The following is a 25,178-nucleotide window of genomic DNA, read 5'->3' as shown; positions in this document are numbered from 1 at the left end:
TCGTCGCCGTCTACGCCGTCGCCAAGGCTCGAAAACCCTTCGTGCCAAAGCTCGCCGACTGAAAAAAGCGCTTGCTCAGCGTGACGGTATCTCATGCCAGCACCACCAGGCGCCGCCGGACCAGATCGGCGATCAGCCGCCGGATGTCGGCCTCCACCAGGGCCCTATCGGCACCAAAGCGGGCGGCCAGATCCGCGGCCATGGCCGCGATGGTCACCTCGCCGGTGCAGGCCTTCAGCACCGCCAGCGCGCTCGGATTGGCCTCGATCACGCTTTCCGGCGCCAGAAGAATGATGCGGTTGCGCACCGGGTCCTGGCGCAGCCGAACGCCGCGGGCCAGGCGCGGCCGTGCGGACGGATCGGGCAGCTCGCCACCGTTCATGTCCACACCCGGTCGGCATCGGGCCCGGCCCAGGCGTCGGGATCCCAGGCGCCGGGCGGCAGCTGGCCGGTGACATAGCCGTGCCAGAGCGCATCGAGCTGCGCCCAGAGCACGCCGGTCTTGAAGATCAATGCCTCGACCACCGCCCGCTGGGTTTCCAGGGTGGTGGCATGGCGGCGGACATGGTCGAGGGCGAAGACCACGTCGCGCTCCGCCTGGGGCGGCCGGGCGGTGAAATAGGCGAGCGCGCGGTCGTCGACGAAGTCGTAATGGGCAAGCATGCCGCTCACCCGTTCGCCGATCACCTTGGGCGAAAAGAGTTCGGTCAGCAACGAGGCGATCGCATCGAGCAGCGGCCGGGTGGCGCAGAACTGCACATAGGCCTCGACTGCAAAATGCGTCGCCGGCAGGGCGGCCCGCCCTGAGACCACCAATGCCCGGTTCAGCCCCAGCGCATCGGTGAGATGCAGCCAGCGGGCGATACCGCCCTCGCCCTCCGTCTCGCCGTCATGATCGATGATCCGCTGCCGCCAGGCCCGGCGCAGCGCCGGATCCTCCATCCGGGCCAGGATGGTGGCGTCCTTGCGCGGGATCGCCGCCTGATAAAGATACCGGTTCAGCGCCCAGGCCTGGACCTCGGCGCGCGTGCAGCCGCCGCCATGCAGGCGGCGATGGAAGGGATGGCGGTCGTGATATCGCCGCCGCCCCACCTCGCGCAGCACCGCCTCCAGCCCGTCAGGCGTCAGCGGGGCATCGATCCGGGGTAGCGGGTCGTTCACAGCACGATCTCCATACCGTCATGGGCGACCTCCCAGCCCGCCGCCTCGACCAGGCGGCGTTCGGGCCCGCCCTCGATCAGGATCGGGTTGGTGTTGTTGATGTGGACATAGACCCGTCGGCCGGCGCGGATATCGGCAAGGCCGGCCAGCGAGCCCCGGGGCCCGTCGATCGCCAGATGCCCCATGCGCGCGGCCGTCTTGGGCGACAGGCCGAGCCGCGGCATTTCGTCGTCGGTGAAGGTGGTGCCGTCGAAGACCAGCACATCCGCCCCCCGCACACGCGCCAGCACCGCGGGGGGGACCGCGGCGCAATTGGGCAGGCACACGGCCCGCCGGCCGCCGGCTGCGAACACGAAACCCAGCACCCGGCCATCTTCGACCACCGTCTCCGCCGGATCGACCGTACCGCTTTCCATATAGAGCGGGACCTTGCCCGGGGCGGGAAAGGCCGTCATCGTCAGCCCGCCCGCCAGATCGACCTGCCGGTCGAGGGGCAGCGGCTGCCGCGCCACGATATCCTCGGCCAGCACGTCGAAGATCCGGTTGGCGGCCAGGATGTCCAGCGTGGCCTGGGCCGCATGCAGGCGGAAGGGCTGTCGCTCGCGCAGGCTCAGCAGGCCAGCCGTATGGTCGACATCGCCATTGGCGAGCACCACCTCGGCAATCGGGCTGTGCCGGGCCCCCTCTGCCGGATGAAGGGCCGGCGTCGCCAGGATCTGGGCCCGAAGATCGGGCGAGGCGTTGAGCAGCACCCAGGACCGGCCGTCATCGCCCGAGAGCGCCAGGCTGGACTGGGTGCGTGGCCGCACCCGCGGATCGCCCGCCCAGGCCAGCGCACAGACCGGGCAGCGGCAGTTCCATTGCGGGAAGCCGCCACCCGCCGCGGCACCGAGCACGAGGATCCGCACCCGCCGTCAGCCTTCGGCGCCAGTGGTCTCCGCGTCGGTCGCGTCTTCCGGGGTGATGAAATCGGCCGGCATGTAGCCGTTGATCTCCATGCCGATCCGGGTCTCGACGATCTGGGGTGTGGTCCAGTTCATGATGCAGGATCTCCGCGAGAGGTGTGTGGCCCACCCGACTCCATATGGAGCCGCCATGCGCCGTCGACACCCCCAACCTGCGGAAAGCCGGGCGGGTTCCCAGAAGCCGTTCCCGGAAGCCGCGCTCAATGCAGGGCGAGCGCCGCCGCCATTGCCTCGCGCTCGGCTGCGTCCATCACCTCGGGCTCGGGGGCAGCCACGGTTTCGCGGCTCTTGCGGGCCCGCTCGCTGGCCGATTTCAGCTGGCCGCAGGCGGCCAGGATGTCACGGCCACGGGGCGTGCGCACCGGCGAGGAATAGCCCTGATCGTTCAGATAGGTCGCGAAATTGCGGATCTGGGTCCAGGACGAGCATTCGAAGGTGGAGCCCGGCCAGGGGTTGAACGGGATGAGATTGACCTTGGCCGGAATGCCGTCGAGCAGCCGGACCAGTTCGCGGGCATCGGCCAGGCTGTCGTTCACGCCCTTCAGCATGACGTATTCAAAGGTGATCCGCCGGGCATTGCTGGCGGCCGGATAGGTCCGGCAGGCCTCCATCAGCTCGGCGATCGGGTATTTCCGGTTGATCGGCACCAGCACGTCGCGGACATCGTCGGTCACCGCATGCAGCGACACCGCCAGATTGACCCCCAGCTCCTCGCCGCAGCGCTGCATCATCGGCACCACGCCCGAGGTGGAAAGGGTGATCCGGCGCCGCGACAGCGCCACGCCCTCGCCGTCCATCACGATACGCATCGCCTTGGCGACCGCATCGAAATTGTACAGCGGCTCTCCCATGCCCATCAGGACGATGTTCGAGATCAGCCGGTTGGCATCGGTCGGCGTCGGCCATTCGCCCAACCGGTCGCGGGCGACCAGCATCTGGGCGGTGATCTCGGCAGCCGACAGGTTGCGCACCCAGGTCTGGGTGCCGGTATGGCAGAACTTGCAGGTCAGGGTGCAGCCCACCTGCGACGAGACGCAGAGCGCGCCGCGGCCGTCATCGGGGATGTGCACCGTTTCCACCTCGCGGCCGTCGGCGAAACGCAGCAGCCACTTGGCCGTGCCGTCGCTCGACAGCTGGTCGGTGGTGATCTCGGGCCGGCCGATGACGAAATGCTCGGCCAGCTTCGCCCGGAACGCCTTCGGCACATTGGTCATGTCGTCGAAGTCGCGGGCGCCGCGGAAATACATCCAGTGCCAGAGCTGCTTGGCCCGGAACGGCTTCTCGCCCAGGGCCGCCATCTCGGCTTCCAGTTCCTGGCGGTCCAGCCCGATCAGCGTGCGCCGGCCGTCGCCGGGCACCAGCGTGACCGGGGCGGTGGTCTGCGCGATCTTTTCGGCCGCACCCGGGCGCCGGAGCGCCGCGGTGGCGGTGGTGCCCTCGGGCACCGGCTGGACGACGATGGTCATGGAAAGGTCTGCCAGGGTTGGAGGTGTCGGACAGCGGCAGCCGGGATCAGCTGCCGCAGGCGGGCGTCAGCTGCCGCATTTGGCGATTTCGCTCATGCCGGCGGTAACGCCACTCAGGCTGTAGGTGTCGGTGGTGGAGACGCTGCCCTCGCGGGCGGTGCCCTTCACGACCATGTTGGCGCCGGCACGCATGGCCTCCAGAAGCTTGCGGTCGGTGTCGGCATCGCGGGCCCAGGCGGTTTCGCCGTCGGTGAACAGCGAGAAGTTGTTGCCGCCGATGGTCACGGCCACCTCGCTGCCGGGCTTGTAGGCGTAGCCTGCGAAGACGCTGACCTCGGTGACCATCCGGCCGCCGCTGTTGCGACGGTTGACCATCACCCGGGCATCGCCGCGGCCCTTCACCTCGCCCTGGCGCTGCTTGGGCGCGCTCGCGATCCAGCAGGACACGGCCTTGCCCGAGCCGGACTTGAACGCCGTCCAGTCGCCGAAGGTACCAAGCAGGCTGATTTCCTGCGCCTGGGCCGGCGCGACGCCGGTCGCGGGCAGGGCGACAAGACCCACGGCCGCCACGACGGCGGCCATGGCAAGACGGCGAAAGGCGGAAGCGGACGGACGGTTCATCGGATCACCGGAGGTTGGTGGGTCCACCGAAGCGGGGCAGGGGAAAAGGCAGTGCGACGCGGGGGCGGCCCCGATACATATCGCCGAAGCCGCCGGCCGGACCCGGAAAGACTGGTCCCGACGGGGCCGGATTTCAAGCACGGGTCCGGATGTTGCCACGGATCGGGAGGGCCGCCTCCCTTGATCGGCCGGCCGGGCCCGGCCATATTTGCAGCGGACCCCCGGCCACGGGGGTTATCGCACAGGCCCATAAACGTTTTCAAGGATGCGGCACATGGCCTACGACACCCGCAGGGCATACGACGCGGGGGCGGCGTCGAGGGCGGTGGCCTTCGATGCCGGGCTGCGCACCTATATGCTCGGCATCTACAACTATATGGCCTCGGCGCTGGCGCTGACGGGCATCGTCGCCATTGCGGTGGCAAGCTCGCCGGATGTCTATATGGCGATCATGGGCACCGGCTTCCGCTGGGTCGCCATTCTGGCACCGCTGGGCTTCGTGCTGGCGCTGTCGGCCGGCATCAACCGGTTCAGCAAGACCACAACCCAGATCCTCTACTGGCTCTACGCGGCCTCGGTGGGGCTGTCGCTGTCGACCATCTTCATGGTCTATACCGGCTCCAGCATCGCGCGGACCTTCTTCGTGACCGCAGCGGCCTTCGGCGGCCTCAGCCTCTACGGCTATACCACCAAGCGCTCGCTGTCGGGGCTCGGCTCCTTCCTGATCATGGGGCTGATCGGCATCATCCTCGCCAGCCTCGTGAACCTGTTCATCGGCTCCACCATGCTGCAGTTCGTGGTCTCGGTCGCAGGCGTGCTGATCTTCGCCGGCCTTACCGCCTACGACACCCAGCAGCTCAAGCAGATGTATGCGGCGAACATGGATGACGAGACCGCGGGCAAGCTCAAGGTCATGGGCGCGCTCCGGCTCTATCTCGACTTCCTGAACCTGTTCATGCTGCTGCTGCAGTTCATGGGCAGCCAGCGCAACTGACGCTCGGGATCGCTGATCCGTGCTATGATCGGGCCCGCCTCTCCTTGAGGCGGGCTCTTCTTCTGTCTGCCCCCAGCACCGCCGCACCCGGTACCCGATGACCCTCACCCATCGCGAGCGTTTCCGCATCCGGATCTTCCTGGTGATCCTGGCGATCGGCCTGATCGACGGCCTTCTCTACAGCCTCAACTACGGCGCGGATCTGGATGCCCAGCTGCGCGGCGCGGTCACCGGCCTGCTGATCGTGCTGCCGATCGGCCTCTGGGAGACCTGGCTGTCGACGGCGGCGATCGGCCGGTTCGTGCGGCGCCAGCGCGCCGCCGTCACCGTGCTGATCAGCAGCGGGATCTATCTCACCTCGATCCTGTTCGGTCTTCATACCGGCGCGGTGCTGTTCGACGACGCCGAAAAGGCCGAGGGCCTTCTGGGCGTCATCTCGGACGAGAGCTTCGCCTTCGCCGTCGCGATCTCGCTGCTGATGAACCTGATCTTCCAGATCCGGCGCATTCTGGGCCCGGATGTGATGGTTCAGTTTCTGACCGGGCGCTATCACCATCCGCGCGAAGAGGACCGGGTCATCCTCTTCCTCGACATCCGCGGATCCACCGCCATCGCCGAGCAGATCGGGGCCCTGCGCTTTCTCGATTTCCTGAACCGCTTCTATGCCGATCTCTCGGAACCGATCCTGGAAACCGGCGGCCAGATCTACCGCTATGTCGGCGACGAGATCATCGTCACCTGGCCCATGGAGCGTGCCGCGCGCAATGCGGGCTGCTTCCGTCTGCTCCAGCTCGCCGAGGCCGTCATCGCCCAGCATGCGGCCCATTACGAGCGCACCTACGGCACGGTCCCGGCCTGGCGCGCGGCTCTCCATTGCGGCCGGGTCGCCGTGGGCGAACTGGGCGACATCCGCCAGGAAATCGTGCTCATCGGCGATGCGGTGAACGTGACGGCCCGGCTGGTCGATCATGCCCGCGCGACCGGCGAAGAGGCCGTGGCGAGTGCCGACCTGATCCGGCGCCTGCAGATCCCGTCTCCGATACCCATGCGCCCCCTGGGCCCCATCGATATCCGCGGCAGGCGCGAGCCGCTGGAGGTCTACGGGCTGGGGGCGCTGCCGCCGAACAGATCCGGCATGGCAGCCGCAGGGGCCGCCTCCGCAACCGACAGGCCCGGCGCCACGGCCGCCTCCAGCAGGCCGAGCGCCGCCGCAGCCGATGTGGCCGGATCCAGCCAGCCCATCGCCTGATCGGCGTCATCGATCAGCGCCGGCATGCGCGGATGGATATGGGCAATGGCGGGGACGGCCGGCCGGGTGATGACCGTAAAGGCCGGATTGCCGGCGGCATCCCGGCCATAGAGCCCCGCCATCGTCAGCAGGCCGCCATCGCTGCGGCCGATGCGGACCCGGCCGCGGCCACGGCCCTCGGTCCAGGCCGTGGCCGGCACCAGGCAGCGCCGGCCCAGATGCGGCCGGAAGCTCGGCGCCTCGGCCAGGCGTTCGATCCGGGCATTGAACAGCGGGCTGCCATCCCAGGGCGCCGGCCATCCCCAGGGCACCAGCCCGACCGCCGCTTCGCCCGCGGCATCGATCAGCAGCACCGGTGCCCGGTCGGTGGGTCGGACGGCCTGCAGGCCCAGGGCGGCGTCGAGCGCGCCGGGCAGGCGCGGCAACCGGCCCAGCAGGCGGGAAAGCACCGCGGCCAGATTCCCCGCATTCACCGTCAGTTCATAGCGCGAGCACATGGGTCTCGGTCCCTTCCGCCGGATCTGCCGGTCAGGCTAGGCGGCGGCCGGCATCGCCGCAAGCCCGTCTGCCCCTCGACTTGGGCCCGGCCTGCTCCATAATCTTCGGGATGACGGCCGACCTGCTTCCGCCACCGGCGCTCGATGCCCAGAGCCCGACCACCGCCGCCCGGCCCTCGCGTCGGCGGCGCTGGGGCGGCTTCGCCGTCAAGCTGGCGGTCACCGTCGCAGCCCTGGTCATCGCCCTGCCCGATGCCGACGGCCGTGCCGTCGCCAGCCGGCTGGCGGCAGCGGAACCCGGCTGGATCGCGCTTGCGATCGCCATCGTGCTGGTACAGACCGTCGTCTCGGCCCATCGCTGGCGGCGGGCCGCCCGTGCCACCGGCATCCGGCTGCGCCCCCGCACGGCGCTTCGGGCGCTGCTGGTCGCCAACGGGCTGGGCCAGGCGCTGCCCGCCTCGATCGGCACCGATGCGGCCCGGCTCGCCCTGATCCGCCGCCCGGACCGGCCGATGACGGCGCTGGTCTCGGGTGTCGTGCTCGACCGCGCCGCGGGGTTGACGGGGCTCGCGATCGCGGCCGCTGCCGCCCTCGCCCTTCTGCCCCGGATCGGCGTTCATGCCGAAGCCGCCCCCGAACTGGGTCTGCTGCCGGTTGCGGCTGCGGTGATCGGCCTTGCCCCGGTGCTGGCGGCAGCCTTGCTTGCCCGGCGCCGGCCCACCCGGCAACCGGGCCCCTCCGCCACCACCCGCAAGGCCCGGCTGGCTGCCGGGGCGGGGCGGATCCTCGACGATCTCGCACGGCTTGGGCGGCGCCCCCGCCTCGCCTGGCGGCTGCTGGCGCCGACTCTCGTCGTCCACGCCCTCACCGGCCTCGCCTTCTGGGCAGTGGCCCGGGCGTTGGGTCTGGATCTCGACCCGCTGGCGGGCATCGCCCTCGGCATCCTGCTCGCCACCGCCGCCACCCTGCCGATCGCCATTGCCGGCTGGGGTGTGCGCGAAGGCGCCGCCGTCGCCCTGCTGCCGCTTGCCGGCCTGTCTGCGGCCGATGCGTTCGCCGTCTCGATCGCTTTCGGGTTGATGCTGCTTGCCGCCGGCATCGCCGGATTGGCGGCCTGGTTGCTTCCGGCGGGCGACTGACCTGCGTGCCGCCCGTCTGGCGCCGCGGGCGATTTCCTGCTATAGCCCCGGCCAATCGCCTGTTGGCGTATCCCAAGCCCTTGATGCATCGAACGGAGGCCCCTCGGATGGCACCCGCCGGCAACCGCATTTCGCGCGCCCTGATCTCGGTGTCCGACAAGACCGGTCTGGTCGATTTCGCCCGTTTCCTGGTGGAAAGCGGCGTCGAGATCGTCTCCACCGGCGGCTCGGCCAAGCTGCTGCGCGAGGCCGGCCTGCCGGTCCTCGACGTCGCCGACATGACCGGCTTCCCCGAGATGCTGGACGGCCGGGTGAAGACCCTGCATCCCAAGGTCCATGGCGGCATTCTGGGCCGCCGCGACCTGGAAAGCCATCGCGAGGCCATGGCCGCGCACGGCATCGGCAATATCGATCTGGTGGTCGTGAACCTCTACCCCTTCGAGGCGACCGTCGCTTCGGGTGCGGGCTGGGATGACGTGATCGAGAACATCGACATCGGCGGCCCGGCCCTGATCCGTGCCGCGGCCAAGAACCATGATTCGGTGACGGTCGTGGTCGATGCCGCCGACTATGCGGCGGTGACGGCCGAGATGCAGGCCAATGGCGGGGCCACCACCCCCGAGCTGCGCCGGGCACTTGCCGGCCGCGCCTATCGCCGCACGGCCGCCTACGACACCGCCATCGGCAGCTGGTTCGCCGGACAGGCCGAAGACACCCTGCCCGAGCGGCTGACGGTCGGCGGCGCCCGTGGCCAGGTGCTGCGCTATGGCGAGAACCCACATCAGCAGGCCGCCTTCTATGTCACCGGCGAGGCGCGCCCGGGTGTGACCTCGGCCGCCCAGCTTCAGGGCAAGGAGCTGTCCTACAACAACCTGAACGACACGGACGCGGCCTATGAACTGGTCGCCGAATTCGACCGGCCGGCCGTGGCGATCATCAAGCACGCCAACCCCTGCGGCGTCGCCGAGGGTGCTGATCTTAAGTCCGCCTACGAGGCGGCGCTGGCCTGCGACCCGGTGTCGGCCTTCGGCGGCATCGTCGCGGTCAACCGGCCGCTGGACGAGGCGGTGGCGATCGAGATCGCGAAGATCTTCACCGAAGTGATCATCGCCCCCGAGGTGACCGAGGCCGCCCGCAAGGTGTTCGCAGCCAAGAAGAACCTGCGCGTGCTGGAAGCCGGCGCGCTGCCCGACCCGGCGGCGCCCGGCCTTGCGGTGCGCTCGATCGCCGGCGGCCTGCTGGTCCAGACCCGCGATTCCGGCCGCATCGCCCGCGCCGACCTGAAGGTGGTGACGAAGCGTGCCCCGACCGAACAGGAACTCGACGACCTGCTGATGGCCTTCCGGGTCTGCAAGCACGTCAAGTCGAACGCGATCGTCTATGTGAAGAACGGCGCCACCGTCGGCATCGGTGCCGGCCAGATGAGCCGTGTCGACAGCGCCCGCATCGCCGCCCGCAAATCCGAGGATGCCGCCCAGGCGCTGGGCCGCACCGGCCGGCTGACCGAGGGCTCGGTCGTCGCCTCCGACGCCTTCTTCCCCTTCGCCGACGGCCTGCTGGCGGCGGCCGCCGCCGGTGCCACCGCGGTGATCCAGCCGGGCGGTTCGGTGCGCGATGAAGAGGTGATCAAGGCCGCCGACGAGCACGGGCTGGCCATGGTCTTCACCGGCATGCGGCATTTCCGGCACTGACCGGACGGGGCAGACCTGCCCGATCGACGGCCCCGGTCCTTCAGGACCGGGGCCGTTCGTCTTCAGGGAACAAGACGGGGAGACAATCCATGCCTGGCCGGCAGATCACCCTCATCGCCCTGCTGGGCATCGGATCGACAGGCGCCCTCGCCGCGACACCGGTCGATCTCGACCTTTATGTCGGCGCCTATCCCTGGGAAGAGGTGACGACGGCCGGCGGCCGCCATCTGCCGCCGCTCCTTACCCTGAAGACGGTGCGGGCGGCGATCCGCGCGGCGGCTCCGGCCGGCACCGATGTCGTCGGCCGGGCGCTCGATCCCGATGGCCCGCGCACACCCGTCTATCGGCTGAAGGACCGGATCCATTCCTGGGGCTGCGAGACCCACAATTGCGGCGCCAACAACTGGGTGGTCATCCTGGCCCCCGACGCCTCGGCGGCCGAGATCTGCCATCAGGATGCCGGTCAGGTGTTCTGGTACGGGAACGGCACCGGCCGCGAGATGCCCGAGGGTTTTGCCTGCCCGGACAAGCCCGACGCGCCCGACCAGCCCGAGGCGCCGGCGGACTGACCGGCTCAGGCGCCGAACAGCCTGTGATCCCAGAAAACCGGATGGTGCAGGCCGGCCGTGATCGTCCGGAACTGCGGATGGGCGGGATTGATCAGGATGTTGTGGTCGAGCCGCGCGACCACACTGGGCACGATCAGCACCGCACTCCGCCGTTCGCGGCTCCAGGCTTCGCCAAAGCGACGGCTGATGACGGGTGGCATGGCATCCCAGCCGGGCCAGGCCTCGGGCGCGAACATCTCGTAGCTGGTGCCGGCGGGAATGGTGATCTCGATGAAATGCTGGTTCGGCGGCAGCCTGCCGCTGCCATGGACCAGCTTTTCAAGCAGGGCTGTGGAATAGTGCTCCGAGGCATAGATCACCGGGCTGCCGCGGGTATTCCATCGCCCGGGAGCGATGGTCGATCCGGTGGCGTCGAAGATCGGCCAGGTTCCATCCGGATCCCCGATCCGCCAGGCACGGAGCGTTCGGTCAAGGATCTGCGCCGTCACGCAGCACTGCCGTATTTGAGCCGCCCCAGAATGTCGATCACCAGTTCGGCGCCGAACTCGCTGCGCAGCACCACATCCACCGGGAGTTCGTCTTCCAGCATCGGATGCGGGCGAAACAGGAAGTCGCGCGCCGCCGCCTCGTCCCGCCAGACGTCGACGGCCGCGCTCCACACCTTGGCCAGCCGTGCAACCCTGGTGCCCTGCTCTGGCGACAGCACCTTCGACGCCTTGCGACGCTCATACGTCGCCTTCGGCACCAGACGGTATTTGAACCGGGCGTCATCGGGCGCGACCAACCGCACCACGCGCTCGAGCGTGTCGAGCGGCAGCCCCTCCTCGATCCGGGCGATCAGGGCGAAGCCGGAGCCGACGGCGGGCGTCGTCGGCAGCCCCAGAACCTCTGCAACCTCGGTCATGCTGGTCATGGGATGATCCTTCTCATACGAGACTCAAGATGGTCTCGCATGAGAAGGATATCAAGTGCGGCCACGTACCGGTCAGCCGCCGGCCAGCGCTGTCAGCCGGCGGGCCGCGACGATCAGCATCGCCAGCGTCACGTCGGGTGCCGACAGCACTTCGTCGACCGCCGCGGCCGCGCGGCCCAGGGCCGCCGCTTCCGCCTCGGCCCAGACATCGACATCGCCCGCCGCATCGCGGGTGAAGATCGACTGGGTGGCCCGGCGCTGGACGCCGTAGAGGTCGTCGATGACGCTGCTGACCGCCAGCCGTTCCCAGGGGTCATCGACCACGATGGTGCGGGCGGCGTGGCGCAGGGCATGCAGGTGAAGCCGGGGGTCGACGGCATAATAGACCGGCGCCACCTTCTCCACCGGCAGGTCCAGGTTCTCGGACAGGGCGGTGAGATCGAAGACCGAGACCAGCGAGCCCAGCTGCGACAGGCAGACCGCCGCCCCCTCTTCAAGCCCGCCCGAGGTCAGCCTTGCGGCATCGGCGCCGATGGCCTCGGCCACCTCGGTCGGCAGCACCTGGGGCAGCACGGCCTGAAGGGCCGCCGCCGTCGGCTGGAAGCGACCGATCACCTCGCCCACCGTGGCCGCCCGGCCACCGCGCACCAGCAGCCAGCGCATGGCCTGGGTCAGGCGCCGCGACACCCGGTCGAGCGCATCGAGCCGCCGGTCGGCCGGCATCGTCGCCTCGGCTGCATCCAGCGCCGACCAGAGCGCCGGCAGGCCCAGGACGTCGCGGGCGACGACATAGGCCCGCAGGATCTCGGCCGGCCCCTGGCCGGTCTCGTCGGCCAGTTCGCGGGCGAGGCAGGGTCCGCCGCGATTGACCATCTCGTTGACCAGATGGGTCGCCAGGATCTCGGGCCGAAGCGGATGGGCCGCGATATGCTCGGGGAAGCGCGCCCGGATCGGCTGCGGGAAATAGGCCGCCAGATCACCGGCCAGCGCCGGATCATCCAGCAGCGGATCTTCCGCCACCTGATGGGTCAGCTCGATCTTGGCATAGGCGAGCAGCACCGCCAGTTCGGGACGGGTCAGCCCCAGCCCCTCGCGCGCGCGCCGGGCGAGTTCGGCCTCGTCCGGCAGGCGTTCGAGCGCCCGGTCGAGCCGCCCGGCCCGCTCCAGCCCGTGCAGCAGCCGGACATGACGGTCCAGCCGGCGCCCGGCCTCGCGGCTTTCCACCGACAAGGCCTGGTTCTGCAGCTCGTTATTGGCAAGAACCAGGGCCGCCACTTCTTCGGTCATCCCGGCCAGCAGCAGATCCCGCTGCTTGCGGGTCATGTCGCCGGCTTCGAGCACGCGGCCGAGCAGGATCTTGATGTTGACCTCGTGGTCGGAACAGTCGACGCCGCCGGAATTGTCGATGGCATCGGTGTTGATCCGCCCGCCATTCAGCGCGAACTCGATCCGCGCCGCCTGGGTGAAGCCCAGATTGGCGCCCTCGCCCACCACCCTGGCCCGCAGCTCTGCAGCGGTGATGCGCAGCGCATCATTGCTGCGGTCGCCGGCATCGGCGTCACGCTCCTGCGAGGCGCGCACGAAAGTGCCGATGCCGCCGAACCAGAGCAGGTCGACCTCGGCCTTCAGCATCGCCCGGATCAGGGCCGACGGCGTGATACGGGTTTCGGCTATGCCGAGCAGGGCCCGGATCTCGGGCGTGGTCTCGACGGGCTTGGCCGCGCGGTCATAGATCCGCCCGCCGGGCGACAGCACCGCCGGGTCGTAATCGGTCCAGCCCGAGCGCTGGGCGGCGAAGAGCCGGGCCCGTTCGGCGAAACTCCGCCCCGGATCGGGGTTGGGGTCCAGGAAGATGTGCAGATGGTTGAAGGCGCCGACCAGCTTCACCGAATCCGAGCGCAACAGCCCGTTGCCGAAGACGTCGCCGCCCATGTCGCCGACGCCCATCACGGTCACCGGGTCCCGCTGCACGTCGATGCCGGCCTCGCGGAAATGCCGCCGGACCGAAACCCAGGCACCGCGCGCGGTGATCGCCATCTTCTTGTGGTCATAGCCGGCGGATCCGCCCGAGGCGAAGGCGTCGCCCAACCAGAAGCCGCGTTCCTCGGCAATGCCGTTGGCGATGTCCGAGAAAGTCGCCGTGCCCTTGTCGGCCGCGACCACCAGATACGGATCGTCGCCATCCCGCCGGTGCACCCCCCGGGGCGGCACCGGCTCACCTGCCTTCAGATCGTCGGTGATGTCCAGCATGCCGCCGACGAAGGCGCGGTAGCAGCCGACCACCTCGGCCTGCAGCTCGGGCCGGGTCGCGGGCGGACGCTTGACGATGAAGCCGCCCTTGGCGCCGGTCGGCACGATCACCGCATTCTTGACCATCTGCGCCTTCATCAGGCCCAGGATCTCGGTGCGGAAATCCTCCAGCCGGTCGGACCAGCGGATGCCGCCACGGGCGACACGGCCGCCGCGCAGATGCACCGCCTCCACCCGGGGCGAATAGACGAAGATCTCGCGGAACGGCCGGGGCGGCGGCAGGTCGGGCAGGCTCTGCCCGTCCAGCTTGATCGCCAGCACCGGCCTGCGGCCGCCATCCGCCTCGCGCAGATAGGCATTGGTCCGCAGCACCGCCAGCACCACGTCGCGGTACCGGCTGAGAATCCGGTCCTCGTCCACATTGGTAACGGCATCCAGCCCCTGGGCGAAGGCCTCGACCAGCCGGTCAGCCTCCGCCTCGGCCGCGGCGGAGGCCTCCGCCGTCTCGTGGCGGGCAGGATCGAGCCTGGCATGGAAGAGCTGCACGATCAGCCGGGCAAGATCACCATGGCGGGCGAGCGTCTGCTCCACCGTGTTCTGGGCAAAGGGCAGGCCGATCTGGCGCATATAGCGATAGAGCGCCCGCAGGATCACCACCTCGTCGGCGGTGACGCCGGCGCGCAGCACCAGGGCATTGAACCGGTCGTTTTCGACCTCGCCCCGCCAGACGCGGGCGAGCGTGTCTTCCAGCAAGGGCCCCAGCCGCGCCGGATCGACCGCGCCGCCCTGCTGGTCGACCAGGCCGAAATCGTGCAGCCAGGCCCGGATGCCGCCGGCTTCCGCGTCCTCGATCGCATAGGGCTGCTCGTCGATCACCCGGAAGCCCAGATTCTCGATCATCGGCAGCACGTCCGACAGCGCGATCGGCCCGCCGGGACGGCCGAGCTTCAGGCGCAGCGCCACCGAGGCGCCACCGCCGACGGGGGTGTAGAAGGCAATCGAGATCGCCTGCGGATCGCCGGCCAGCGCCTCGAGCCGCAGCAGATCGGCCACCGCCTGTTCGGGACCGAAACGTTCGGCATACAGCGCCGGCAGGCCGCGGCCGGTGCCGCGCCAGAGGGGGAGGCCGCGCTCCTCACCAACCGCATCGATCAGCGCCTCGCGCAGCTCGTCGGCCCAGCCACGCACCATGCGGGCCAGCCGGGCTTCCAGCGCCGCCGCATCGACCTGGGCCGGCTCGGCCTCGGGGTCGACCATCAGCACGAAACGCAGCCGCACCAGCGGCGCCTCGGACAGCTGCACCTCGGCCAGATCGGCGGTTTCCTCGGCGAGCGTGCCATGGGTCGCCGCTTCCAGTTCCGCGAGCACACGCCGCCGCAACCGGCTGTCGAAGGCGTCGCGCGGCACATAGACCAGCGCGCTCCAGAACCGGCCGAAGACGTCGCGGCGCAGGAACAGCCGCAGCCGCTGCCGCAGCTGCAGCTTCAGAATGCCGATCGCGGTCTCATAGAGATCGTCGGTGCCGATCTGGAGCAGTTCGTCGCGCGGATAGGTCTCCAGCACGTTGAGCAGCGACTTGGCGTCGTGGCTGCCGGGCGCGAAACCTGCCCGCTCTATGATGCCGCGCACCTTGCGGCGGATCAGCGGAATGGCGCGGGGGTTGCTGTGATAGGCGGCAGAGGTGAACAGGCCCAGAAACAGGCGCTCGCCCTCTACCCGGCCATCGGGGCCGTAGATCTTGACGCCGATATAGTCCATCGGCACCGCGCGATGCACCGTCGCACGGAAACGCGACTTGGTGATCGTCACCGGCTCGTCGCCGAAGCTCTCGTCGCCATGGAGCGTGAAGCCGGCAAGGCCGCGGGGCCGTTCGCGACCGTCATCGCCGCCGGTCCCTTCCATCACGCCCAGGGTGCGCAGCACCTCCACCCGGCGCTGCCCCTGGCCATCGGCTTCCGAGAAGCGGCAGTCCTGGAAACCCAGGAAGGTGAAATTGTCGTCGCGGATCCAGCGCAGGAAGGCGGCATGCTCGCTGCGCAGATCCTCGGACAGAACCGCATCGGGCAGGCTCTCGACATCGGCGATGGCGCGGTCGATCTCGTCGCGCATCGCCTGCCAGCCGGTGACGGCCGCCGCCACATCGTCCAGCACCTCGATCAGCCGGCGCCTGACTTGATCCAGCGCCGCCGCATCGGGGCGGCGGGTGACCTCGATCAGCATGAAGCTCTCAGGTACCGCCCGACCGCCCGGCCCTGCCGCTTCGTCACCGGCACCGCCCAGGCCCAGATAGCGGCCATCGGCATCCCGGCGGACGGTCAGGATCGGATGGATCAGGCCATGCAGGGCCAGCCCCATCTGGTTCAGCGCCGCCACCGTGCTGTCGACCAGGAAGGGCCGGTCGTCGGTGGTGACCATCACCACGCTGTTGCGGCTCTGCCAGCCATGGCGGTCGATGTCGGGATTGAAAACGTCGACCAGGGTCTCGCCCGCCGCCCGCCTGCGGGCGAAGGCCAGATGGCCGAGTGCGGCGCCCGCCAGGCGCCGTGGCCCGCCCGCCGGCAGCTCGTCGAGCCCCGCAGCGTAATAGGCCTTCACGAACTCCATCGCCTCTCGGGCGTCTTCGGGTGCGAAGCGCGCCTCGATCAGCGCTGCGATCGCGTCCATCGGCACGGCTCCGGTGTCTTGGACACCAGCCTGACTTGCCTCCGGCATGTTTCCTCCCCTTCGGGCTCTTGCTGGAACGACATCCCGTCATGGGACGTCGACGGCCCGGTTAAGGGTGGTATCGAACGCCGTTCGACGCAAGCGCCGACCCGTGACGGATCAGCAGCAAGGCCGTGAATTTTCCACGAGAGTGGACAAGGCGTCCCGCTCAGCGCCGGAGCACCAGCAGATTGCCGCACAGGATCACCCCCGCCCCCGCCAGCATGGCCGGTGTGAGCAGCAACCCTTCAAACCCCCAGGAGAGCGCCAGGGCCACCACCGGTACCAGGGTCATGGCATAGGCGGCCCGCCCGGGGCCGACACGCCGCACCAGATCGAAATAGATCAGGAAGTTGAGGCACGAGGCCGGCAGGGCCAGATAGGCGAGGCTCAGCCCATAGCGCCACGACCAGTCGAAGGCGAAGGGTGCCCCCTGAAGCAAAGCGACCGTGAGGGCGGTGATGCCGCCGATCAGCCCGCCCCAGGCGATGGCCGCCTCGGGTGCCAGCCCTCGCGCCTGATGGCGTGCGCCGATCACCGTGCCCAGCGCCACCGCGACCGCCGAAACCGCTGCCCAGGCCAGCCCTTCCAGCGCCCGCGGCCCCTCGCCCAGCCGGGCGAGATCGGGGGCGAAGACCAGGGCGACGCCACCGATCCCGAGCGCCAGCCCGGCCAGATGACGGCGGGTCAGCGAGGTGCCCAGCAGCGCCCGGCCGATCAAGCCGGCGAAGACCGACGAGGTGGAGAGCACCAGCGCCGCCGGGCCGCTGGGGATCAGGCGGACGGCACTGTAGAAGGCGACGAAGGCCAGACCGTAAAAGGCGACGCCCTGCAACACAGTCCATCGCCAGTCCGCCGCCGTCAGCCTGAGCCGGACGCCACGGATATGCGCCCAGCCCATCATCAGCAGCCCCGCCGCGACCATGCGCCAGCCCACCGACACTACGGCCGGTACGGGCCCCGCCTGGAAGGCGGTGGCAAGCGCCCCGCCACCCCAGAGCAGGGCGGTGGAGATGAACAGAAGCGCGGTAACGCCCATGGGCCCGGAACCCTTGCGGGAATACGATCCGCAAATTCTATCCCGAAGCGCGCGCAGCGTACCAGGGCTTCCACGAGACGCGTTCGCCGGCAGTCTTCGCGATGATTATCCGCTCACACCCCAAGAGCCGCCAGATACGGGACAAAAGAAAACGGGCTGATCGTCACCGATCAGCCCGTTTCATCTGCGTTTCCGCAATCTCTGGAGCGGGAGAAGGGATTCGAACCCTCGACCCCAACCTTGGCAAGGTTGTGCTCTACCCCTGAGCTACTCCCGCCCGCTCCGTCAGGCAGCGTCGCTGCCGTCTGTGTGCGGGATAATATTCACGGCGGCGGCTGGCGCAAGAGGTTTTTTTCAGTTTGACGACGATTTTCAGACCGGGGCGTCGAGGGGCACCGGATGCAGCGACGGCCGCGCGTTGAGGGCGTCGCGATCGAAGCCGGCGATGTGCTTGTAATCGCCGATGATTCCGTTGAGTTCCGCCGCCGGCAGCACCTTTTCGATCGCTCTGAACCCGTCGGGCGCCCGCTCTTCGACCAGCTGCATCACCTTCTCGGGCCCGTTGGCCCGGTTGGCGAGCACGATGCGGGCGGTGGCGGGCCGTCGCTCCGCCTCGTAGGCGGCAAGCGCCGCATCGACATCGCCCATGGTCGCCAGCCGCCAGACCAGGGTGCGGGCATCCAGGATCGCCTGCGACGCGCCGTTGGATCCGATCGGATACATGGGGTGGGCGGCATCGCCCATCAGCGTCACCCGGCCATGGGTCCAGGCCTCCAGCGGATCACGATCGACCATGGGGAATTCGAACACCCGGATCGCGGCCCGAATGATCGCCGGCACGTCCAGCCAGCCGAAATTCCAGCCTTCGAAGGCCGGCAGGAATTCCTCCAGCACGCCGGGCCGGTTCCAGTCTTCGCGCTCCAGCTTGCGCTCGGGCAGGTTCAGTTCGGCGATCCAGTTGATCAGCGAAGCCCCGCGCGCCGCGATGTCGGGATCGATCGGATAGCAGACGAATTTCTGATCCTGATGCCCGGCCATCACCATGCTGCGGCCGTCCAGATAGGGCAGGGCCTCGCTGACGCCGCGCCAGAGGATGCGGCCGTTCCATTTGGGCAGGCCCTCGTCCGGATGGAACTGCGCCCGCACCGCAGAATGGATGCCGTCGGCGGCGATGATCAGATCCGCGGCGTCGTGCCCGAGCGAGGCGCCGGAGGTGCGCGAGACCAGATCGATCCGCGCCCGGCCGTCGGCCTGGGTGGAGACGCGCGCGGCGGCATGATCGGTCAGCACCCGGTCGGCGCCCAGCCGGGCCCGCGCCGCCTCGAACAGCAGCATCTGCAGGCGACCGCGATGGATCGAGTACTGGGGCCAGTTATACCCGGCTTCGCGGCCGCGCGCCTCGCGCCAGATCTCCTGCCCCAGCTTGTTGGTATAGATCAGCGTCGAGGTGGCGACGCCGGTGCGGGCAAGCTCGTCGGCCAGGCCCAGCTCGGTCAGCTCGCGCACCGCATGGGGCAGCAGGTTGATCCCCACCCCCAGCGGCCGGATCTCGGGCACCGCTTCATAGACCACGGTCTCGATCCCCGCGGCATGCAGGCTGAGCGCGGCCGTCAGCCCGCCGATGCCGGCGCCTGCAATGATGACCTTCATCGGATCCTCTCCTCCCATCCCGCACCCTGGGCACCGGCTCGGGGCCGGGTGCATCGCGTGTTTCGGGACAGGATATATCCGTAGAATGTACGATGTCATTACAATCCGAATTGACGATCATCCGCTCTACGAACTAATCTGAGGAAACCGGCAGAAAACCGGTTTATGGTGGCCGATGCACCGCCCCGGATCAGCGCAAGGCCAGCCCGGGGCCGGATCATCGGGAGACGGGAATGACACGCGGACGGCGGACGACCTCCAGCGTCCTGCCGCGGCCGGCCGGCCGCGGTGACGCTTTCGAGCAATGGCCGGAGGACGTTGAGTTCGGGGTGCTGCGCGAGCTGATGGGGTATGCGCTGCGCCGGGCCCAGATCGCCATCTACGAGGATTTCTTCGCCACCGTCGCGGATCTGGACATCACGCCGCCGATGTTCTCGTCGATGGTGCTGATCCGGAACAATCCCGGCCTCAGCCAGAGCCGGCTCGGCCGGGTGGTGGGCATTGCCCGATCGGGCACCATGGCCCTGGTCGACCGGCTGGAACGCGCCGGCTATGTCGAACGCCGCCCCACCCCCGGCGACCGGCGGGTCAACCAGCTGGCCCTCACCCCGCATGGCGAGGAGGTGCTCGACGAGCTGATCCGGCGGATCCGCGCCCATGACGACCGGGTCTCGGCGCGGCTGAGCGAGGCGGAGAAGGTCACGCTCCGCGATCTGCTCGCGAGGTTCTGAATACGCGATCTGCTCGCGAGGTTCTGAATACGCGAACTGCTCGCGAGATTTTGAGTACGCGAGCTGCTCGCGCGGCTTGAGACAACATCAGGCGGCATCCGCAGACAGGGATGCCGGAGACGAGCGGGGCGACAAGATCCCGCCGCCCAGGGAGGAGAGGCGCCCCATGTCGAGGGCAGACCCGGCCCCGCACAGCGTGCAGGGCCGCGGTGAGAAGGCGTCGCGGTCCGGCGGCCCCTTCCGCACCGGTTTCGGCCCCGTCGGGGTCCTGTGCCGTCTGGTCGCCATGGCCGGCGGGCTGATGCTGGTCGCGATCGCCGCGATGTCGGTGATCAGCATCATCGGCCGCTGGTTTGCCGGCACCAGCATCGGCGGGCTGGAACTCGGGCCCGTGCCGGGCGATTTCGAACTGGTCGAGACGGGCACCGCCATCGCGGTCTTCTGCTTCCTGCCCCAGGCCCAGCTCGCCCGCGCCCATGTCACGGTCGATCTCTTCACCATGCGCGCCGGCCCGGCTCTGCGCCGGGTGCTGGGCGTGATCGCCGATCTTCTGTTCGCGGCCACCGCCGCCCTGCTCGCCTGGCGACTGACCATCGGCCTCGAAGAGCGCCTGACCTATGGCGAAACCACCATGATCCTGGGCCTGCCGCAATGGTGGGTCTATGTGCCGGGGGTGGCCTTCATGGCCCTGACCGCCCTCGCCTGCCTGACCACGCTTGCCGCCACGCTGCGCGGCGCGGTGCCGCCGACCGAGGCCGAGGCTGCCGCCGCAGAGGCCGGAACGGCCCGCGGGGAGAGCCGGCGATGAGCGATACCACCATCGGCCTTCTCGGCATTGCCGGCCTGCTCGTCGCCATGGCGCTGCGCGTGCCGGTGGGGCTCGCCATGCTGGTGGCCGGCATTCTGGGCAGCATGGCGGTTGCAGGCCCCATGGGCATCATGGCCGGGCTCACCACCCTGCCGGTGGAGCAGTTCTCCAACCACGCCCTCTCGATCGTGCCGCTCTTCCTGCTGATGGGCGCCTTTGCAGGCCGCGCCGGCCTCTCGCAGCTGCTGTTCGATGCCGCCCGCGACTGGCTGGGCCATCGCCGCGGCGGCCTCGCCATGGCCGCGATCGGCGCCTGCGCCGCCTTCGGCTCGATCTGCGGCTCGTCTCTCGCCACCGCCGCGACCATGACCCGGGTCGCCCTGCCCGAAATGCGCCGCCACGGCTATCACGACGGGCTGGCGACCGGCGTTCTGGCGGCCGGCGGTACGCTCGGCATCCTTATCCCGCCCTCGGTGGTGCTGGTGATCTATGCGGTGCTGACCGGGCAGAACATCGACCGGATGTTCATTGCGGCCCTGGTGCCGGGCGTGCTCGCCGCTCTCGGCTATATGGCGGCGATCCGGGTGCAGGTGATGCTGAACCCCGACGCCGCCCCGGCCGTTCCCCGGATCAGCTGGTCGGAACGTCTCCGCGGCCTCGCCCGCACCTGGCCGGTCTTCGTGATCTTCGTGACGGTGATCGGCGGCATCTATGCCGGCGTCTTCACGCCCACCGAAGGGGCGGCGGTGGGGGCCGCGGCCACCGGGCTGTTCGCGCTGGTCCGTGGCGGGCTCCGCCGCGGTGCCTTCACCGAGGTGGTGATGGAGACCGCTTCGGGCACCGCGATGATCTTCATGATCGTGCTGGGGGCCGCCGCCTTCAACGGCTTCCTGGCGCTCACCGGCCTTCCGATGCAGGCGGCCGAGACGATCGGCGGGCTCGACGTGCCGCCGATCGTGGTGCTGGCGGCGATCCTGGCGCTCTATCTGGCGCTCGGCTGCATCATGGACAGCCTGTCGATGATCCTGCTGACCGTGCCGATCTTCTACCCGCTGATCATGGCGCTGGATTTCGGCCTGCCGCCCGCAGAAGCCGCCATCTGGTTCGGCATTCTAGCCCTGGTGGTGGTGGAGGTCGGCATGATCACGCCGCCGGTCGGGCTCAATGTCTTCGTGATCAACGCCATGTCGGGCGGCACGCCGATGCGTGACACCTTCGCAGGCGTGATCCCGTTCCTCGTCTCCGACGTGCTGCGCATCCTGGCGCTGGTGGCCTTTCCGGGCATCACGCTTGGCCTGATGCGCCTGCTCTACTGATCTTCAGGAAAGGTCCGCCGCCCATGACCACCGGCTTTCCCGCCACCCCGCCCGTCCTGTCCCCGGTCGCCCTGATCGAGGCCGAGATCGGCACCCCGCAGGAACTGGGCGCACTGGCCGACGGCCAGCGCCGGATCATCCCGATCCTGGGCGGGCGGGTCTCGGGCGCCCGGCTGGCCGGGCGGGTGCTGCCGGGCGGGGCCGACTGGCAGACCGTGCGGCCCGACGGGCTGGCCGAGATCGAGGCCCGCTACACCCTCGCCCTGACCGAGGTCGACGGCGCGGCCGTGGATGCGCTGGTCGATATCCGCAATCCCGGCATGCGCCACGGCCCCGCCGAGGTGCTGGCCCGGGTGGCGGCGGGCGAGGATGTCGACCCCTCGCTCTATTACTTCCGGACCACCCCACGCTTCACCACCGGCCATCCGGCCCTCGGCTGGATGAACCGGACCCTGTTCGTGGCCCGCGGCCGCCGGCTGGCGGCGCGGGTCGAGATCGAGGTCTTCGCGGTCGGCTGACCGCATCAACCCGGCATGCCGCCCGCCCAGAAGCGGCAGCCAGCCCACATCAGGCAGATCAGGGAGGAGAAACCGATGACGGATATCGCAACCGGCTGGCGGCGGCTGGCCACACGGATGGCGGCGGGCGTGGCGGGCCTGGTGGTGGCCGCAGGCATGGCCGGCCAGGCGGCCGCAGCCGAGGTGACGCTGCGCCTGCACCACTTCTTCCCGCCCACCTCGGCGGTCCATTCGAAGTATTTCACCGACTGGAAGCAGCGGGTGGAGAGCCAGTCCGGCGGGCGGATCGAGGTCAAGATCTACCCGGCCATGCAGCTGGGCGGCACCCCGCCCTCGCTGTTCGATCAGGCGCGCACCGGCCAAGCCGACATCATCTGGACGGTGGTCGGCTACACCCCCGACCGCTTCCCCGAGGCCGAGGTCTTCGACCTGCCCTTCCTGCCACGCTCGGCCGAGATCACCAGCCAGGCCGCCCATGAATTCGCCATGAAGCACCTCACCAGCCGCTTCGAAGGCGTGAAGGTGATCGCAGCCCACACCCACAGCCCCGGGCTGATCCACACCCGCGATCGCGAGGTCCGCACGCCCGAAGACATGAAGGGGCTGAAGCTGCGCGGGCCGTCGCGGCTGATCAATTCCTTCATCGAGGCGCTGGGCGCCGAGCCGGTCGGCATGCCCGTGCCCCAGACGGCCGAGGCGCTGTCGCGCGGCGTGATCGACGGCACGGTTCTGCCCATGGAAGGGCTGGACGCGCTGCGCCTGCAGGAACTGGTCCACCGCCACATGGTGTTCGCGGGCGAGAACGCGCTCTACACCACCATGATGCTGGTGGCGATGAACCAGGCCAAATATGACGGCCTGCCCGCCGACCTGAAGAAGGTCATCGACGACAATGCCGGCATCGCCGAGGCCCGCGCGATCGGCCGCGTGATGGATCAGGCCGATGCGCCGGTGGTGGCCTCGATCGAAAAGTCCACGACCAACCGGATCATCGCGCTGACGCCCGAGGAAACCGACCGCTTCCGCGCCGTCGGTGCCGAGGTCGAAAAGGCCTGGGCCGAGCGGATGACCGCCCGCGGCATCGACGGCCCTGCCCTCATCGAGGAAGCCAAGGCGCTGGTGGCGAAGTACGCAGCCCGGCCCTGACGGGGTCCCGGTCGCGGGATCCGGACTTGCAGGCGGGGCGGGGAAGCGGCGATGATCCGCGTCTTCGCCCCGCCTGATGTCGTTCAAAGACCACCGGATCCGTCATGCCCGCCCCCCGCGCCGACCTCTTCGCCCGTCTCGATGCCCTTGGCATCGCGCACGAGACCTATGACCATGCGCCGGTTTTCACCGTCGAAGAGGCGGAGGCCGAGACCGGCCATGTGCCGGGGCTGCACGTCAAGAACCTGTTCCTGAAGGACAAGCGCGGCGATCTCTGGCTGGCCACCGTCGCCGCCGACCGGCGGGTGGATCTGAAACATCTGCAGACGCTGCTCGGCGCCGGGCGCTTCTCGTTCGGCAAGCCCGATCTGCTGATGGAGGTGCTGGGCGTCACCCCGGGTTCCGTCACGCCTTTCGCGCTGATCAACGATCCCGATCGCCGGGTGGTCTTCGCGCTCGACCGGCTTGTGGCCGAGGCGGAGCGGATCAACGCCCATCCCCTGTTCAACGATGCCTCGACCGTGGTGACGGGCGAGGGGCTGAAGCGCTTCGTCGCGAGCTTCGGGCATGACGTGCGGATCGTCGATCTGGACACCCCGGCCTGAGCGATGGGGCATGCGGATCGCGTCTGAGGCGTAATCCGGCAGGGGCGCCCCTTGCTGGAGACGCGCGCCGTGCCATCTTTCATGCTACAAGCGGGAGGCCGCGGCCGGCCTTCCGGGCGCGGCAGAGTTTCGCCATCGCGCTTCGAAAAAAGAACGGGACCGTTGCCATGCAGACCATCATCGGCGGCGCCGGGGGCACCGCCCCGGCGGATGTGATCAAGGACACCGACACCGCGCATTTCATGGCCGACGTCATCGAGACCTCGCGTGAGACGCCGGTCATCGTCGATTTCTGGGCGCCCTGGTGCGGCCCCTGCAAGCAGCTGACCCCCGTGCTCGAAAAGGTGGTCCTGGCCGCCAAGGGCAAGGTGCGGCTGGGCAAGATGAACATCGACGAGAACCCGGAACTGGCGCAGCAGATGCGCATCCAGTCGATTCCGGCGGTCTATGCCTTCGTGGGCGGCCGGCCGGTCGACGGGTTCATGGGCGCCCTGCCCGAAAGCCAGATCCGCCAGTTCGTCGACAACCTGCTCCGCGCCGGCGGCGACGACGAAACCCGGATGATCGACGAGGCGCTGGCCCAGGCGGCCGAGCTGCTGGAAGCCGGCGATGTGCGCATGGCCGGCGGTCTTTACACCCAGGTTCTGCAGGCGGATCCGTCGCGCACCGAAGCGCTGGCCGGGCTCTCCCAGGTCTATGTGAAGATGGGTGACCTGGAGAAGGCGCGCGAGGTGCTGGCCCACGCGCCGGAAGAGATGGCGAAGGATCCCCATCTGGTCCGCGCCCGCACCGCCATCGATCTGGCCGAGAAGGCGGCCGGTGCCGGCGAGACCGCGGCGCTGGAAGCCAGGCTCGCCGCCGATCCGGCCGACCACGCCACCCGCATGGAACTCGCCATGGCGCTCTATGCCGCAGGCGATGCCAGGGCCGCGATCGACCAGCTGCTGGAGATCGTCCGCCGCGACCGGGAGTGGAACGAGAATGCCGCCCGCACCCAGCTGTTCGAGATCTTCGATGCGCTGGGCCCCAAGGATCCGGTGGCCCAGAGCGGCCGCCGCAAGCTGACCTCGATCCTCTTCGCCTGATCCGCCGACACGATCCGCCGGATCCCGGACGGGGCGGTGGGCGACCGGCGCGCCCCCGCCTT

23 protein-coding genes, 1 tRNA gene and 1 pseudogene are annotated in these 25,178 nt (G+C 69.4%); 12 read left to right on the top strand and 13 right to left on the bottom strand.

The features are described 5' to 3' along the window. Positions 1–91 precede the first annotated feature (91 nt). From pqqD to CMO28_RS10315, 6 genes are all read right to left on the bottom strand, one after another. A complete protein-coding gene (gene pqqD / locus CMO28_RS10340; RefSeq protein WP_296713130.1) occupies positions 92–382 on the bottom strand; it encodes a pyrroloquinoline quinone biosynthesis peptide chaperone PqqD in 291 nt (96 codons plus the stop codon). After that, positions 379–1,140, bottom strand: a complete 762-nt coding sequence (gene pqqC, locus CMO28_RS10335) for a pyrroloquinoline-quinone synthase PqqC (protein ID WP_296713138.1) — start codon at positions 1,138–1,140, stop codon at positions 379–381. Before pqqC ends, pqqD begins: the two co-directional genes overlap by 4 nt. Positions 1,141–1,157: 17 nt before the next feature. Beyond that, entirely contained in the window at positions 1,158–2,069 is a 912-nt protein-coding gene (gene pqqB, locus CMO28_RS10330) for a pyrroloquinoline quinone biosynthesis protein PqqB (protein WP_296713128.1), read from the bottom strand. Positions 2,070–2,075: 6 nt separating this feature from the next. Continuing rightward, complete coding sequence (gene pqqA / locus CMO28_RS10325; RefSeq protein ID WP_014746629.1) at positions 2,076–2,201, bottom strand: pyrroloquinoline quinone precursor peptide PqqA; 126 nt, start codon at positions 2,199–2,201, stop codon at positions 2,076–2,078. A 125-nt stretch (positions 2,202–2,326) separates the two neighbouring features. After that, positions 2,327–3,592 carry a 23S rRNA (adenine(2503)-C(2))-methyltransferase RlmN gene (gene rlmN, locus CMO28_RS10320; RefSeq protein ID WP_062769555.1) on the bottom strand — a complete coding sequence of 422 codons (1,266 nt, stop codon included), beginning with the start codon at positions 3,590–3,592 and terminating at the stop codon, positions 2,327–2,329. Positions 3,593–3,658: 66 nt separating this feature from the next. Beyond that, positions 3,659–4,213 (bottom strand): invasion associated locus B family protein, encoded by a 555-nt coding sequence (locus tag CMO28_RS10315; RefSeq protein WP_296713126.1) that lies wholly within the window; start codon positions 4,211–4,213, stop codon positions 3,659–3,661. A 274-nt stretch (positions 4,214–4,487) separates the two neighbouring features. Between CMO28_RS10315 and CMO28_RS10310 the strand changes: the two genes are divergently transcribed. Both CMO28_RS10310 and CMO28_RS29625 read left to right on the top strand, forming a co-directional pair. Continuing rightward, complete coding sequence (locus CMO28_RS10310) at positions 4,488–5,207, top strand: Bax inhibitor-1/YccA family protein (RefSeq protein WP_014746632.1); 720 nt, start codon at positions 4,488–4,490, stop codon at positions 5,205–5,207. Positions 5,208–5,304: 97 nt separating this feature from the next. Further along, a pseudogene (locus CMO28_RS29625) lies at positions 5,305–6,249 on the top strand (adenylate/guanylate cyclase domain-containing protein); the annotation flags it as partial. 56 nt (positions 6,250–6,305) lie between these two features. Here CMO28_RS29625 and CMO28_RS10300 read toward each other — a convergent pair. Continuing rightward, complete coding sequence (locus CMO28_RS10300) at positions 6,306–6,953, bottom strand: SOS response-associated peptidase family protein (RefSeq protein WP_296713124.1); 648 nt, start codon at positions 6,951–6,953, stop codon at positions 6,306–6,308. 110 nt (positions 6,954–7,063) lie between these two features. Here CMO28_RS10300 and CMO28_RS10295 point away from each other — a divergent pair, with 110 nt between their 5' ends. From CMO28_RS10295 to CMO28_RS10285, 3 genes are all read left to right on the top strand, one after another. After that, on the top strand, positions 7,064–8,092 hold the full coding sequence (locus CMO28_RS10295) for a lysylphosphatidylglycerol synthase transmembrane domain-containing protein (protein WP_296713122.1): 1,029 nt from the start codon (positions 7,064–7,066) through the stop codon (positions 8,090–8,092). A 107-nt stretch (positions 8,093–8,199) separates the two neighbouring features. Further along, positions 8,200–9,783, top strand: a complete 1,584-nt coding sequence (purH, locus tag CMO28_RS10290; protein ID WP_296713121.1) for a bifunctional phosphoribosylaminoimidazolecarboxamide formyltransferase/IMP cyclohydrolase — start codon at positions 8,200–8,202, stop codon at positions 9,781–9,783. Positions 9,784–9,872: 89 nt separating this feature from the next. After that, complete coding sequence (locus CMO28_RS10285; protein WP_296713119.1) at positions 9,873–10,352, top strand: hypothetical protein; 480 nt, start codon at positions 9,873–9,875, stop codon at positions 10,350–10,352. Between the two features lie 5 nt (positions 10,353–10,357). Here the strand turns inward: CMO28_RS10285 and CMO28_RS10280 are convergent, their stop codons facing one another. The 6 genes from CMO28_RS10280 to CMO28_RS10255 all read right to left on the bottom strand — a co-directional run bounded on the left by CMO28_RS10280 (position 10,358) and on the right by CMO28_RS10255 (position 18,907). Continuing rightward, the gene (locus CMO28_RS10280; RefSeq protein WP_014746637.1) at positions 10,358–10,840 is read right to left on the bottom strand and encodes an RES family NAD+ phosphorylase; all 483 of its coding nucleotides are present in this window, start codon (positions 10,838–10,840) and stop codon (positions 10,358–10,360) included. After that, the gene (locus CMO28_RS10275; RefSeq protein ID WP_296713117.1) at positions 10,837–11,265 is read right to left on the bottom strand and encodes an antitoxin Xre/MbcA/ParS toxin-binding domain-containing protein; all 429 of its coding nucleotides are present in this window, start codon (positions 11,263–11,265) and stop codon (positions 10,837–10,839) included. The genes CMO28_RS10280 and CMO28_RS10275 overlap by 4 nt, the downstream gene beginning before the upstream one ends. A 72-nt stretch (positions 11,266–11,337) precedes the next feature. Continuing rightward, positions 11,338–16,179, bottom strand: a complete 4,842-nt coding sequence (locus CMO28_RS10270) for an NAD-glutamate dehydrogenase (protein WP_296713116.1) — start codon at positions 16,177–16,179, stop codon at positions 11,338–11,340. Positions 16,180–16,387: 208 nt separating this feature from the next. Continuing rightward, positions 16,388–17,257 (bottom strand): DMT family transporter, encoded by an 870-nt coding sequence (locus tag CMO28_RS10265; protein ID WP_296713114.1) that lies wholly within the window; start codon positions 17,255–17,257, stop codon positions 16,388–16,390. A 202-nt stretch (positions 17,258–17,459) separates the two neighbouring features. Beyond that, positions 17,460–17,534 (bottom strand) — tRNA-Gly (locus CMO28_RS10260). Positions 17,535–17,629: 95 nt separating this feature from the next. After that, complete coding sequence (locus CMO28_RS10255; protein ID WP_296713113.1) at positions 17,630–18,907, bottom strand: flavin-dependent oxidoreductase; 1,278 nt, start codon at positions 18,905–18,907, stop codon at positions 17,630–17,632. Positions 18,908–19,140: 233 nt separating this feature from the next. On the opposite strand from CMO28_RS10255, the gene CMO28_RS10250 reads away from it, so the two are divergent. The 7 genes from CMO28_RS10250 (at position 19,141) to trxA (ending at position 25,116) form a co-directional block, all read left to right on the top strand. Continuing rightward, positions 19,141–19,638 carry a MarR family winged helix-turn-helix transcriptional regulator gene (locus CMO28_RS10250; protein WP_014746642.1) on the top strand — a complete coding sequence of 166 codons (498 nt, stop codon included), beginning with the start codon at positions 19,141–19,143 and terminating at the stop codon, positions 19,636–19,638. Between the two features lie 166 nt (positions 19,639–19,804). Then, positions 19,805–20,446: a TRAP transporter small permease gene (locus tag CMO28_RS10245; RefSeq protein ID WP_296713111.1), complete on the top strand. Its 642-nt coding sequence runs from the start codon at positions 19,805–19,807 to the stop codon at positions 20,444–20,446. Continuing rightward, positions 20,443–21,762, top strand: coding sequence for a TRAP transporter large permease (locus CMO28_RS10240; protein WP_296713109.1), 1,320 nt, complete (start codon positions 20,443–20,445; stop codon positions 21,760–21,762). Before CMO28_RS10245 ends, CMO28_RS10240 begins: the two co-directional genes overlap by 4 nt. Positions 21,763–21,785: 23 nt before the next feature. Further along, the gene (locus CMO28_RS10235) at positions 21,786–22,280 is read left to right on the top strand and encodes a DUF3237 domain-containing protein (RefSeq protein ID WP_014746645.1); all 495 of its coding nucleotides are present in this window, start codon (positions 21,786–21,788) and stop codon (positions 22,278–22,280) included. A gap of 75 nt (positions 22,281–22,355) precedes the next feature. After that, positions 22,356–23,426, top strand: a complete 1,071-nt coding sequence (locus tag CMO28_RS10230; RefSeq protein WP_296713106.1) for a TRAP transporter substrate-binding protein — start codon at positions 22,356–22,358, stop codon at positions 23,424–23,426. 104 nt (positions 23,427–23,530) lie between these two features. Next, entirely contained in the window at positions 23,531–24,031 is a 501-nt protein-coding gene (locus CMO28_RS10225) for a prolyl-tRNA synthetase associated domain-containing protein (RefSeq protein WP_296713104.1), read from the top strand. 167 nt (positions 24,032–24,198) lie between these two features. Then, positions 24,199–25,116, top strand: coding sequence for a thioredoxin (gene trxA / locus CMO28_RS10220; protein ID WP_296713102.1), 918 nt, complete (start codon positions 24,199–24,201; stop codon positions 25,114–25,116). Positions 25,117–25,178: the final 62 nt, after the last annotated feature.

Origin of the sequence: Tistrella sp., assembly GCF_002684955.1 — a bacterium.
Classification (GTDB): domain Bacteria; phylum Pseudomonadota; class Alphaproteobacteria; order Tistrellales; family Tistrellaceae; genus Tistrella; species Tistrella mobilis.
Note: the sequence above shows the minus strand (reverse complement) of the source record. Positions and strands in the feature narration are given on the sequence as shown.